11 protein-coding genes are annotated in these 12,937 nt (G+C 65.0%); 5 read left to right on the forward strand and 6 right to left on the reverse strand.

Going from position 1 to position 12,937, the window contains the following annotated elements; translation table 11 throughout:
- Positions 1-47: 47 nt before the first annotated feature.
- The 5 genes from ung to C8J98_RS02375 form a co-directional block, all read right to left on the reverse strand.
- A complete protein-coding gene (gene ung / locus C8J98_RS02355; protein ID WP_107910534.1) occupies positions 48-743 on the reverse strand; it encodes a uracil-DNA glycosylase in 696 nt (231 codons plus the stop codon).
- On the reverse strand, positions 740-1,579 hold the full coding sequence (locus tag C8J98_RS02360; protein ID WP_233260073.1) for a response regulator: 840 nt from the start codon (positions 1,577-1,579) through the stop codon (positions 740-742). Before C8J98_RS02360 ends, ung begins: the two co-directional genes overlap by 4 nt.
- A 13-nt stretch (positions 1,580-1,592) precedes the next feature.
- Positions 1,593-2,573, reverse strand: a complete 981-nt coding sequence (gene ftsX / locus C8J98_RS02365) for a permease-like cell division protein FtsX (RefSeq protein WP_107910536.1) — start codon at positions 2,571-2,573, stop codon at positions 1,593-1,595.
- Positions 2,570-3,247: a cell division ATP-binding protein FtsE gene (gene ftsE, locus C8J98_RS02370; protein WP_107910538.1), complete on the reverse strand. Its 678-nt coding sequence runs from the start codon at positions 3,245-3,247 to the stop codon at positions 2,570-2,572. Before ftsE ends, ftsX begins: the two co-directional genes overlap by 4 nt.
- Before the next feature lie 199 nt (positions 3,248-3,446).
- Positions 3,447-5,231, reverse strand: coding sequence for a DEAD/DEAH box helicase (locus C8J98_RS02375; RefSeq protein ID WP_107910540.1), 1,785 nt, complete (start codon positions 5,229-5,231; stop codon positions 3,447-3,449).
- A gap of 429 nt (positions 5,232-5,660) precedes the next feature.
- Here C8J98_RS02375 and trxA point away from each other — a divergent pair, with 429 nt between their 5' ends.
- The 4 genes from trxA (at position 5,661) to C8J98_RS02395 (ending at position 10,303) form a co-directional block, all read left to right on the forward strand.
- Entirely contained in the window at positions 5,661-5,987 is a 327-nt protein-coding gene (trxA, locus tag C8J98_RS02380; protein WP_107910542.1) for a thioredoxin TrxA, read from the forward strand.
- Between the two features lie 159 nt (positions 5,988-6,146).
- Entirely contained in the window at positions 6,147-8,054 is a 1,908-nt protein-coding gene (gene rho / locus C8J98_RS02385) for a transcription termination factor Rho (RefSeq protein ID WP_107910544.1), read from the forward strand.
- Positions 8,055-8,226: 172 nt separating this feature from the next.
- Entirely contained in the window at positions 8,227-9,597 is a 1,371-nt protein-coding gene (locus tag C8J98_RS02390) for a glutamate--cysteine ligase (RefSeq protein ID WP_107910546.1), read from the forward strand.
- Between the two features lie 10 nt (positions 9,598-9,607).
- A complete protein-coding gene (locus C8J98_RS02395) occupies positions 9,608-10,303 on the forward strand; it encodes a UPF0149 family protein (RefSeq protein ID WP_158272573.1) in 696 nt (231 codons plus the stop codon).
- 615 nt (positions 10,304-10,918) lie between these two features.
- Here the strand turns inward: C8J98_RS02395 and C8J98_RS02400 are convergent.
- Positions 10,919-12,346 (reverse strand): outer membrane protein transport protein, encoded by a 1,428-nt coding sequence (locus tag C8J98_RS02400; RefSeq protein WP_107910550.1) that lies wholly within the window; start codon positions 12,344-12,346, stop codon positions 10,919-10,921.
- Between the two features lie 234 nt (positions 12,347-12,580).
- Here C8J98_RS02400 and C8J98_RS02405 point away from each other — a divergent pair, with 234 nt between their 5' ends.
- Positions 12,581-12,883, forward strand: coding sequence for a YcgL domain-containing protein (locus C8J98_RS02405; RefSeq protein WP_107910552.1), 303 nt, complete (start codon positions 12,581-12,583; stop codon positions 12,881-12,883).
- Positions 12,884-12,937 lie beyond the last annotated feature (54 nt).

A 12,937-nucleotide genomic window follows, 5' to 3' on the forward strand; every position in this document is an offset into this window, starting at 1 on the left:
CGCGAGCTTCGGCTCGCGGGCTTTGTCACTTCTGCAGGACGCTTTCTTCAGAGCTCGGTGCGCGGCGGCAACGACCAGTCGATCGGCGCCTCACCGCGTGACTCGAGATACCCGTTCGCCTTGGCGAAGTGGCCACAACCGAGGAAGCCGCGGTGTGCGGACAGCGGCGAGGGGTGCACGCTGCGCAGAATCAAATGGCGCTTGCCGTCGATCAGCTGCCCCTTCTTCTGCGCGTGGCTTCCCCATAGCAAGAACACCAGGCCCTCGCGCTCGCGATTCAGGGCCTCGATAGCAGCGTCGGTGAAGCCTTCCCAACCGTTGCCCTGATGCGAAGCGGCCTGTCCCGCTTCCACGGTGAGCACGGCATTGAGCAGGAGCACCCCGCGATCGGCCCACGGCGTCAGGCACCCATGATCGGGACGAGGAATGCCGAGGCAGCCCTCGATCTCCTTGAACATGTTCTGCAGCGACGGCGGCACGCGTACACCGGGGCGTACCGAGAAGCTGAGTCCGTGCGCCTGCCCGGGACCGTGGTACGGATCCTGGCCGAGAATGACCACGCGCACTTTGTCGAAGGGCGTGTGCTCGAAGGCGTTGAAGATGTCCGGACCGGGCGGATAGATTTCCTTGCCATGCGCCTTCTCGTCACGAAGGAACGTGGAGAGCGCCAGCATGTCGGGTCGATCGAGGTAATCGCCGATCCGCTGCTTCCAGGAGGCTTCCAGTCGTACGCGCTCGTTCAACCGGTCGCCCTTTCGCGAAGGTGCAGGGCAACGCGCAGCTGGAACAGCAGCTTCGTGATGAGCAACTTCTCCTCGACAGGCTTCTCGACGAGATCGTTGGCGCCGGCGCGCAGCAGCGCGGCCTGGTTCGCCGGATTCTCGTCACCGGTCATGATCAGCGTAGGCAGCAGGCCCTTGCCGTAGCCGAACTCGTTGCGGATGCACTCGACGAGGTCGCCGCCGGTGAGCTCACCCTTCAGGCTGACGTCGGTCAGCACGACATCCGCGCCGACTTCACCACGCGATTTCGCTTCGTGGAGGTAGGCGATGGCATCTTCGGCGCTGATCACGTGACGAACGGTGAGTCCGTACTTTTCCATCATGCGGCGCGTGGCCAGTGCAACCACGCGGCTGTCTTCCACGTAGAGCACTTCGCCTTCGGCGCCGCCTTCGGGTCGAACATAGCCGCGGATGAATTCCGCGAGCGCGCCGAAGCCGAGCGACTTGTCGAAGTAGTCGGTGACGTACTCACCCAGTTCGCGCCGATGCAGGCGCGACTCGACATCGCCGGAGACGACGACGATGGGCATGTAGATCTGCGGGGCCGACTCGCGGACGAAGCGGGCCACATCCAGGCCGTCCATATCGGGAAGGCGCAAGGCCACGGTGACGAAATCGAAGACGCCGCGCTGCAGTTCGGACTGCGCCTCGGCGCCGGTGGACACACCGATGATCTCGACACCTGGCACCTCGGCCGCGACCACGCGCGAAATCAGCTGGCGGACGACTTTGGAGCCGTCAACCAACAGGATTCGCGGCGCAGCGCCGGCGACACCCGAACCGATGTGAGATCCCACCCCTGTCTCCCCTTCAGGCCGCTGCCGCGCGGCGAATCTGCCGCGCGCTGACGAGCCGCGCGCCCAGCCACCCGAGCAACGCCGAGGCGAAGGGTACCGAAAGCAGCAGCCATGCGGGGAGTCCGCCGAAACTGACGCTGCCGTCGTAGGCCGCGGTCAGCCGTCCCACCGGGCCGGCCATGGCGAGTTCGAGGGCGGCGGCCAGGACCACGGCGAGAATGCCGGCGAGCAAGCCGAGCCAGATCCCCGCGTACAGGTAAGGCCGGCGAACGAAAGGACGACTGGCGCCGATCAACAACAGCACGCCGATCTCGGCACTGCGGCTCTGGATGTCCACGCGAATGGTGTTGCCGACCACCAGCAACGCGGCGACGCCGAGCAGCAGGGCCAGCAGCGATACGGCGCGGCTTCCCACGCCAAGGAGCGCGTCGAGGCGCTGACGCCACGCGCCGGTGTCCTGGACCATATCGACACCCGGGGTCGCCTTCATCGACTCGACCAGCCGGTCGACCTGTTCGATCGCCAGGCCCGCCTTTGGCTGCACCGACAACACGTACGGCAACGGATTCACGTCGAGCGATTGCAGCGATCCGGAGAAGCCCTGTACCTCGGCCAGCTCGGCCAGGCCGTCTTTCGGGGTCCGCACGACGATCTCGGCGACCTCGGGACGACCACGGAGGGCGGATGCGGCGGTTTCCGCCATCGCGCCGTTCTGGCCAGGCTTCATGAAGGCACTGATGGACTGGTTGCGACCGAGGGCATCGCCCATCCGCTGCACGTTGCCGAGCAGCAGGTAGAAAGCCAGCGGCAGCGCCAGCGCGACACCCATGACGGCCACCGTGAGCAACGTTCCCAATGGCCGGGCACCCAGGCGGCGCAGGCTGATCGACAGGCTCCACACATGGTGTTCGCGCCAGGCGCTCACGTGGCGAGGACCGCTACGCCGGGTCTTCTCCGGCTCGGGCTGGCGGCGTTGTTCGCGGACGGCGTTCATACCACCTCCATGGCGGGGACATCGGCGACCAGCTTGCCGTGATCGAGCACGACGACGCGTTTCTTCATCCGCTTGATCAGCATGAGGTCATGGCTGGCGACGAGGACGGCGGTGCCGACCTGCTGGAACTCGGCGAACAGGCCCATGATCTCCATCGCCAGCTGAGGATCGAGATTGCCGGTGGGTTCGTCGGCGATAAGCACCGCGGGCTTGGCGACGATGGCGCGGGCGATACCGACACGCTGCTGCTCGCCCGTGGAGAGGAACTCGGGTAGCTGCTTCTCGTAGCTGAGCAGGCCCACTTTTTCCAGGGCGGCGCGCACACGGCGCCCGCGGTCAGCCGGAGCCACGCCAGCGATCACCAGCGGCAGTTCCACATTGGCGAACACGGTGCGGTCCATCAGCAGCCGGTGGTCCTGGAAAACCATGCCGAGCTTGCGACGGATACGCGGGATATCGGAGGGACGGACGGTGTTGAGCTTTTGGCCGTCGAGGGTGACGACACCGTTGGTCGGGCGCTCGATCATGGCCAGCAGCTTGAGCAGGGTGCTCTTGCCGGCACCGGAGTGACCGGTGACAAACGCCATCTCGCCGGCTTCGACGCTGAACGACACATCGGTAAGGGCCTGGTGATCGCCCTCGTACCGTTTACTCACCAGATCGAAACCGATCACCGCGTTACCCGTTGGCCCGTTGAACCCCAGAGGATAAGGGAAGTGGTGTGGGTTTTGCGGTGGGTGGATCGCGCTTCGCGCTGATCGCCGATAAATCGGCTCCTACAGGGGCATCGCCGCTGAAGCGGCTCCCACAGACAGCACAGCCCGACCGATGCCGGGCCGTGCTGTCCGTGGGAGCCGATTTATCGGCGATTCCTTAGCTACCGCCGAACAAACGACCGATGCGACGGAAAAAGCCCACCTTCTCCTGACCACTCGAGGCAACCGGGGCCGGCGCACCGACCGAAGGACGGTTAGCCGCCACCTGGCGCGACGGACGGCGGTTCGGATTGCCCTGCCCCTCGGCCGCTTGCCGCGGCGCGCCGGGGGCCTTCGGCTTTTCGCCCTGGACGTTCGTCGTGGTGCTGCCCGCACCGTTGCCATTCTCGGCACCCTCGCGAGCACCGCGACCACGGCCACCGCGGCGGCGGCGCTTCTTCGGCGCGCCATCGGCGGCCATGGCCTCGGCGGCGGCCGGGAGGTCGGCAACCGTCTCGGCGACAACCACGGTCTTCATCGGCACTTCGACCGGCGCAGCGACGCCTGCGGCGGCTGCATCCGGACGCGGCGTACGCGGACGACGCTCGGCACTGCCCGTACGTTCGCGACTACCGGAGCGCTCACCGGAGCGGGGACCGCCACGGCCATCACGGCTGCCGCCGCGGCCACCCTTCTCCGGCGGCGCACCGCGGGTCGGGATGTGGCCGTCGTTGTCGTTCGGGTCGTCGATTTCGTCCTGGACACCGTCGGCACGCGGGCGCGGGGCCGGCATCACCAGCATCCGGGCCTCGATGGAGGCGGTCGGAATCTTCTGGTTGATGTAGGTCTCGATGTCCGGCAGGCCCATGGCGTAGAGGTCGCAGGCGAAGCTGACCGCGTCACCCTCGGCGCCCAGGCGAGCGGTACGGCCGATCCGGTGGACATAGTCCTCGGCATCCTGCGGCAGGTCGTAGTTGAACACATGGCTCACGGCCGGGATGTGCAGGCCGCGGGCGGCGACATCGGTCGCGACGAGCAGGTCGATCTGGCCGTCCTGGAAGCGCTGCAGCAGCTTCTGGCGCTTCACCTGCGGCACGTCTCCGGAGATAGCGCCGACGCGGAAGTTGTGGCGCTTGAGGCGATCCGTGATGCGCTCGGCCGCGGCCTTGGTATTGACGAAGATGATGCTGCGCTCGGTCTTGCTCTCCTCGAGCAGGTTGAGCAGCAACGGCATCTTCTCTTCCTTGGAGGGGAAGTAGACCACCTGGCGCACACGGTCGGCAGTGACGTTCTCGGTCTCGACGACCATCTTCTCGGCCTCGTGCATGTGCTCGTAGGCGAGCTCCAGTACACGGTGGCTCAGGGTGGCTGAGAACAGCAGCACCTGGCGCTTCTCGCGCGCCGGCAGGCGACGGAAGATGAAGCGTACGTCCTTGATGAAACCGAGATCGAACATGCGATCGGCTTCGTCGATGACCATGACCTCGACGCTGCCGAAGCCGAAGACGTCCTGCTTGTAGTAGTCGAGCAGGCGGCCCGGCGTGGCGATGATGATGTCGCAGCCGTCGCGCAGCTGCTGGCGCTGCTTGTCGTAGTCCACGCCGCCGTAGATCAGGGCGCTGCGCAGGCCGGTGGCCTTGCCGATGACCTGGAAGTCCTTTTCGATCTGGATCGCCAGCTCGCGCGTCGGCGCGATGATCAGGGCGCGCGGGTCGGCGTCCTTGCGATCCGGCGCTGCCGGGTTGTTGAGCAGGCGGTTCATCAGCGCGACGAGGAAGGCGAAGGTCTTGCCCGTGCCCGTCTGCGCCTGGCCGGCCACGTCGCGGCCAAGCAGGGCGACCGGGAGGGTCAGCGCCTGGATCGGGGTGGTACGGGTGATGCCGGCGGCGGCAAGGCCCTGCTGAAGAAGCGGATGAAGGTCGAAGTTTTCGTAGAAGACGTCGGTGAGAACGGTTTGGGACATGGTGGGTGGGTGACCTGGAGTCTCGTGCCGCAAATACGCGGCAGCGGCCCGGCAGCTGAAAGAGCTGCGGGACGGTGGGGGATCCGGCCGGCGTCACGGGAGAGTCGGGGGCGGCCGGTGCCATGCCGGCGGCCGTACGACGCGCCCGGCGCACGATGGCCGGAGGCGGCGGCGCGCGACCCGACGGCTCCCGCTGGCATAGGTGAAGGGGCTCTGGACGGAGCCTGTTCACCTATGTCAACGGAAGCCATCCCGTCGGCGCCCTTGAATCGCTTGTATCGCGCCCCTAGTTGCGTTGGAATGAGGGCAACCGGCTGCAATAGCCAAGACCTTCGGTTCCGGTTGGACCCGCGACATGGGGCTCCTTAGTGTAGCCGATGCTGGCGTCACGGTCGTCAACCCCCTTTCACCCCCTTTTTGGAGATCACGGTGAGCGACAACATCACCCATACGAGCGACGCCAAGTTCCAGCAGGAAGTCCTCGATTCCGACACCCCCGTCCTGCTCGACTTCTGGGCGGAATGGTGTGGCCCCTGCAAATCCATCGCCCCGGTGCTCGATGAACTGGCCGGCGAGTACGAAGGCAAGCTGAAGATCGTCAAGATCAACATCGACGAGAACCAGCAGACCCCGCGCCAGTTCGGCGTTCGCGGCATCCCCACCCTCATGATCTTCAAGGACGGCAAGGTTGCCGGCACGCAGATCGGCGCCGTGGGCAAGGGCCAGCTGACCAAGTTCATCGAGACCTCGATCTGATCGCTTTAGCTGTACGTTTCACTTAAGCCGCCGCGTGAGGCGCTTTACGCCGCGCCTCACGCGATGCTAGGCTTCAGGAGTTCGCCGGGACATGCCTTGTCCCCCATGCTGCGAACCCTCTCCCATTCTTTCTTCAACGGCGCCCCGTGAGGTTTGCCCGTGTCTGATATCGAAACTAAAAATCCCAGCGACGCCAAGGGCGCCGGCGACCAGCCTGCGACCGAACCGCGTCCCCGTACTCGCCGAAAGGCACCCGCCGCTCAAGCACCTGCGGTAGAGACGAGCGCGCCCGCCCCGGCTCCCACACCCGCCGCGGCCCGCCCGCCGGCGTCCGTGCCGGCACTTCCTCCCTTGCCTACTCCGGCACTGGCCCCCTCTCCTTCGCCGGCACCGCAGGCTGAGCTCCAGCTCAACAACCAGCCGCCAGCCAGCCAGCAGGGCAGCCCGCAACAGGGCAACGAGGCGCGTCCGGCGCAGAACGAAGCCCGCGACGGAAACGGCAACGGCCAGTCGCAGGGCGCGCAGAATCAGCAGATGGGCCGGGTCGAAAACCCGAACCAGCCGCAGAACCGCCATAGCAATCCGAATAACCCGAACAACCCCAACAACGCCGAACGCGAAGGTCGTGGCCGACGCCGGCGCAACGAGCGCAATCAGCAGCGCCAGGGTGGCGGCGGCGGCGGTGGCAATCCGGGCAATAGTGGCGGCGGCAACGGCGGCGGTAATAACTACCAGAGCCAGCGCAGCAACAACGGCTATCCGGTCGACGACGACGAGAACGCCGACGCCGGCAGCAATGATCGCCTGATCAACCTGACCGAGCTCAAGCGCAAGAACGCCATCCAGCTGCTCGAGTTCGCCGAATCGCTTGGTGTGCGCGAGGGTGTCGCCCGCCAGCGCAAGCAGGACGTCGTCTTCAATATCCTGAAGGCCCACGCCCGATCCGGCGGCGGCATCTGGGCGGAAGGCGTGCTCGAGATCCTGCAGGACGGCTTCGGCTTCCTGCGCTCGGCCGACGAGTCGTACCTGGCCGGTCCGGACGACATCTACGTCTCGCCCAGCCAGATCCGCCGTTTCAACCTGCGCACCGGCGACTACATCACCGGTCGCGTCCGCCATCCGAAGGAAGGCGAGCGCTACTTCGCGATGCTCAAGGTCGACGACATCAACGGCGATCCGCCGGAGGCGTCGAAGAACAAGCTGCTGTTCGAGAACCTCACCCCGCTGTTCCCGCGCAAGTCGTTCAAGCTCGAGCGTGGCAACGGGTCGACCGAGGACATCACCGGCCGCATCCTCGACCTCGTCGCGCCGATCGGTCGCGGCCAGCGTGGCCTCATCGTGTCCCAGCCGAAATCCGGCAAGACGATGATGCTGCAGAACATCGCCCAGGCGATCCAGTACAACCATCCGGACGTCCATCTGATCATGCTGTTGATCGATGAACGTCCCGAGGAAGTCACGGAGATCGCCCGCACCGTTCGCGGCGAAGTCATCAGCTCCACCTTCGACGAGCCCGCCGTGCGCCACGTGCAGGTCGCCGAAATGGTGATCGAGCGCGCGAAGCGCCTGGTCGAGCACAAGAGGGACGTGGTGATCCTGCTCGACTCCATCACCCGCCTGGCCCGTGCCTACAACACCGTGGTTCCGAGCTCCGGCAAGGTCCTTACCGGTGGTGTCGACGCCAACGCCCTGCAGCGCCCCAAGCGCTTCTTCGGCGCGGCGCGTAACGTCGAGGAAGGCGGTAGCCTGACGATCATCGCCACGGCGCTGACCGACACCGGCTCGAAGATGGACGAAGTGATCTACGAAGAGTTCAAGGGCACCGGCAACATGGAAGTGCACCTGTCCCGTCGTATTTCCGAGAAGCGCGTCTACCCGGCTATCGACATCAACCGATCGGGCACGCGTCGCGAAGACCTGCTCATCGAGCCGGACCTGCTCGCCAAGATCTGGATCCTGCGCAAGCTGCTCCACCCGATGGACGAACTCAGCGCAATGGAGTTCATGCTCGACAAGATGAAGAACACCAAGTCCAACGACGAGTTCTTCAATTCGATGAAGCGCTGAGCGCGCCTCGTAGAATCCAGCGAAAGGCCGCCTCCGGGCGGCCTTTTCGTTTCTCACGCCCATCCGCGGCATTTGCTACGCTGCGCCGCCGGGCATAACACCTTTTCCCGGCAGGCATGCGCCCCCATGTGTCCCGGCAACCGGCCCCGCCGCACTCGTCCAAGGAAAGTCCGTGTCCATACCCAGCGCCGCCAAGAGCACGCCCATCGGCGACCGTAACGATCTGGTCGCCTACCTCGCCGCTGGCGAGAAGCCGCGTGAAGCCTGGCGCATCGGTACCGAACACGAGAAGTTCGGTTTCTATACGGACGACCTCACCCCACCCCCTTTCGACGGCGACCGCCCGGGCATCCGCCAGCTCCTTGAGACGCTGGCCACGCGCTTCGGCTGGGACGTCGCCCGTGAAGGCGACACGCCGGTCGCGCTGACCAAGGGCATGGCCAACATCACCCTGGAGCCGGCCGGCCAGCTGGAGCTCTCCGGTGCACCGCTGCTCTCGGTCCACGAGACCTGTGACGAGGTGACCGAGCACCTCCGCGAAGTCCGCTCGGTGGCGGAGGAACTCGGCATCGGCTTCCTCGGCATGGGCTTCCAGCCGAAATGGCGCCGCGACCAGATGCCGTGGATGCCCAAGGGCCGCTACAAGATCATGCGTGAGTACATGCCCAAGGTCGGTTCACTCGGCCTGGACATGATGACCCGCACCTGCACCGTGCAGGTCAACCTCGATTTCGCCACCGAGGCGGACATGGTGAAGAAGTTCCGCGTGGGGCTGGCACTGCAGCCGATCGCGACGGCGCTGTTCGCCAATTCGCCTTTCACCGAAGGCAAGCCGAACGGCTACAAGTCGTTCCGCTCGCACGTGTGGACCGACACCGACGCCGATCGTACCGGCATGCTCGACTTCGTCTTCGAAGACGGCTTCGGTTACGAACGTTACGTCGACTACATCCTCGATGTGCCGATGTATTTCAGCTACCGCGACGGCAAGTACGTCGACCTGTCCGGCCAGGACTTCAAGAAGTTCATGCGTGGCGAACTCGCCGCGCTACCGGGTGAGAAAGCCAACATGAAGGACTGGGCCGACCACTTGACCACGGCATTCCCGGAAGTGCGCCTCAAGCAGTATCTGGAAATGCGCGGCGCCGACACCAGCACATGGAACTCGCTGTGCGCGTTGCCTGCTTTCTGGGTTGGCCTGCTGTACGACGACGTGGCACTCGACGCCGCATGGGATCTTGTGAAGGACTTCACCAGGGCCGAGCGCCACGCGCTGCGTGACGGCGTGCCGAAGGATGCCCTGGCCTTGCGCTTCCGCAACCACAGCGTGCGTGAGCTCGCGCTCGAAGCCGTGAAGATCGCTTCGCATGGCCTGAAGCGTCGCAACGTGCAGGGACACCGCGGTACCGACGAGTCGATCTATCTCGAGCCGCTGGAAGAGATCGCGCTGTCGGGTAAGACCCAGGCCGATACCAAGCTGGAACTGTTCCACGGTCGCTGGAATGGCAGCGTGGATCCGATCTTCCGCGAATACGCGTACTGAGGCCGCCCACATGCAGATGAGTGAAACCAAGCTCGGCCGCCTCGACGACCTGCTGTCGTCGACCAACCGCTATTCGCTCGAGACCCTCGACGGCCTCTTCTCGGCTGCCCTGGTGGGACCGATCGAAGTGGACGTCGATGCCTGCATGGCCGTCCTGGAACTAGGCGGCGCGACGCCCTGGTCCTCGGACGCCGAACGCAACGAGGCCGACGCGCTGCTACGGGAGTTCTGGCAGGTCATCGCCGATCGTGTGGCAGCGGACCCGGCAGTACTGGGCGAAGAATCCCTGCCCTTCATCGATTCGCCGGAAGAATTCGACGACATCGACGACGTCAGCACCTATACCGGCGACTTCCCGATCGCCAGCGACTGGGCCGTCGGCTTTCGCTTTGCTCTGAACGAATGGGGTGAGGAATGGGCGGACTGGACGGACGAGAGTCTCTACCCTTTCATCGGCATGCTCATGACTCTATCGGCGGATCAGACCGAGCCGACGCCGGATATGCCAGCACTTCCGCTTCCTTCGTTCAACGAGCGGATGGGCCTGCTCAACGAAATCCCGTTTCAGCTGGCGGCGCTTTATCGTCGGCGCCATCCGGGACATGGACAGACTGTGCGACGTGACTCATCGAAGGTCGGTCGTAACGATGCGTGTTCGTGCGGGAGTGGGAAGAAGTTCAAGAAGTGCTGCGGTAGCGGGACGTAAAGAAGGGTTCATCGCGGAGTTCCGGGACGCCGAAGGCGTCGCCTCACTCGCTGCAACCCGCGCACGCCGCGGCGGGCGCGGACGTAGCGGAGCAGAGCCCTGAGGCTCGCGTGGGTCGAGCCAAAGCGCGTGGCAGCATCGTCGGCCGGCACGCCGGCACAGGCGCGACGGACGTGATCGGCAACTGCGTACCAGCAACTGCTTCCACATCGCCCTGGTGTTGCGGGAGCGGCCACGCAACGGCTCTCCTTCCACTCATCCGTATCGTCGTGAGAGACCTTGGTGTCCACCCTCGAGGCGAGTTCCGCACAAGTGGAGCGGCCGTAGGCCAGATAGATACATGGGCCGCGAAGCGGCCTTCCGCACCGAACGCGGAGGACTGTCTGAGCAGCGAGGGTGGGCACCAAGGTCTCCCCCGCGACACGCCCAAGTGTAGAGAGCGATGGCAAAGCCGAGCCCGCGAGGCCAAAGGCGAGCCATGCGCGAGGCGCGAGGTGCGAAAGAATGCCCGGCCTGAAAGCCGGGCGACCGGGCCCCGGCAATGCGTGAAGAGCCATAAAAAAACCTCCCCGTTGCCGGGGAGGTTTTTGTTTTCAGGCCTTGCTGATCAGACGATCAGAATGCGTACTTGGCCGACACGCTCAGCAGGTTGCCCTTGTCGTCGCTCTCGCCAGCGATGCGATCGAGCGTGGAGCTCTCGCCGCCGGCGATGTGTGCCTTGTTGACGAAGATGTGGGCATAGCCCGCATTGATCTCGAGGCGGTCGGTGGCCTTGTAGCCCATACCGAAAGAGAGCCACTTGCGGGTCGAGTCCGGCACGCGGACGTCGCGGTTCTGGTCCTCGGTCGGCGTGGTGTCGATGGCGACACCGGTACGCAGCGTGAACTTGTCCGTCATGTAGTACTCGCCACCCACGGACACGAACCAGCTGTTATGCCAGCCGAAGTGCTCGGTGGACTGCGGCTGGTTCGGGTTCTCGAAGTTGACGGTGAGATCCTGGAAGGAGTCCCACTTGGTCCACGATGCGTCGATACCCCAACCGAACTTCGATGCCTGGTGCCAGTAGCTGGCGGTCGCGACGGCCGGCGTGGTGAAACCTGCCGAGCCATTGGTGTGGGTGAACGGCGGCTGGCCGCTACCGAGCAACGCACCAACCGTCGGGTTCGACAGGACGGCCGTGACATTCGACGGCATGGTGAAGTTACCGGTGCCTTCGAGCGTGTGCTTGATCTTGCTGCGGTAGTTCAGCGCAAGGCGATCGGAGTCCGTCAGACGCCACAGACCACCAAGCTGCCAACCGTAGGCCCAGTCGTCACCCTTGATGCGGGCGACACCGTCGCTGCCCGGCGGGACAACGGTGGCGTACTGCTGCGCAAGCGCGCGGGCGGCGGCCGGCGGGAGCTGGCCGGCAGCGGCTGCCTGCTGAATCAGGCCGAGGCCGACGGTGTTGTAGTTGATCGCGCTGGTCAGCTCGGCGCTGGTCTTCTGCGCGATGAAGCTGGCACCGACGGCGAACGTGTCGGTGACGTCGAACGAGGCGGACAGCGTGGCGTCGAACGACTTGAAGTCGGACTTCACGCCGTTGTAGCGGCCCTTCCAGTCGGAGTCGTATTCGGTCTTGAAGCCGAACGGCGCGGTCAGGCCGAGGCCGATGTGAACGCGGTCGCTGACCTGGGTGGCGAAGTACATTGCCGGGACCGGGATGGTCGTGCCAGCGTCGCCGCCGTTGCCACCGGAGATCGGGCGGCCCTGCGCGTCCGTCGCGGTACCGTGGAACTTGGTGCTGAAGTTGATGCCTGTGACGTCAGCCTGGACGACATTGCCCTTGAGCAGGGACATGGCGGCCGGGTTGTTCACGATCACCGAGGCGTCGTCACCTGCGGCGGCGGAGCCGGCGAAGGCGCGACCGAGGGCGGCGGCGCTGTTTTCCTTAAGCTGGAAAGCGCTGGCGTGCACGGCCTGGGGAGCCACCAGCGCGCCGGCGATGGCCAGCGAAAGGGCGGCAATGGCCAGCGGGCGGGTATGGAGGTTCAGCTTCGACATTCGGTGGGGCTCCTGCTTTTTTGTTCTGCTCTGGGTCGACGTTACGTCGCGGAAAACCTAAAATTTATCCGTTTTCATACGCGCGTTTAACAATCTGGGGTGGAACTCTGGACGACTTGACGAGAAATTTGCAAGTGCTAATGCAACAAAGGTGTAACGACAAGGGTTTACAGCCTGCAACCGAGCGCTCGTTTTGGTAGGGTGGTAAGCCGAATCGCAAGCGAGACTGCCGTCATGCACTGCTATGTCTACGCAAGCCTGCGCAAGCCCGACACCTACGTCTGGATGACCCGCCGCGACGGATTCGACATGCTTCCCGAGCCGCTCGTCCTCCTGCTGGGCGAACTCCGCTTCGTCCTCGAGGTGGAATTGACGCCCCAGCGGAAGCTGCCGCACGACGATTCGGACCGCATCCTGACCAATCTCAGCGGATGCGGCTGGCACTTGCAGACGCCGTCCAACGAAACCCTCACCGTCTGCAATCAGCCCAACTTCAACCGGCAGATCGACCCCGACCAGACGCTCGTCCGCGCCTGACCCAGCCGAATACGCACACGGGCGCCTCGTGTAACACGGGTTAACGCGGGGTTA

The organism is Luteibacter sp. OK325, from assembly GCF_003050935.1.
Taxonomy (GTDB): Bacteria; Pseudomonadota; Gammaproteobacteria; order Xanthomonadales; family Rhodanobacteraceae; genus Luteibacter.

Excerpts from the sequence above, each read along its gene's own strand:
- ftsX (WP_107910536.1), bottom strand. The coding sequence starts at position 2,573 with ATGAACGCCGTCCGCGAACAACGCCGCCAGCCCGAGCCGGAGAAGACC.
- C8J98_RS02375 (WP_107910540.1), bottom strand. The coding sequence starts at position 5,231 with ATGTCCCAAACCGTTCTCACCGACGTCTTCTACGAAAACTTCGACCTT.
- C8J98_RS02395 (WP_158272573.1), top strand. The coding sequence starts at position 9,608 with ATGCAGATGAGTGAAACCAAGCTCGGCCGCCTCGACGACCTGCTGTCG.
- C8J98_RS02400 (WP_107910550.1), bottom strand. The coding sequence starts at position 12,346 with ATGTCGAAGCTGAACCTCCATACCCGCCCGCTGGCCATTGCCGCCCTT.
- C8J98_RS02405 (WP_107910552.1), top strand. The coding sequence starts at position 12,581 with ATGCACTGCTATGTCTACGCAAGCCTGCGCAAGCCCGACACCTACGTC.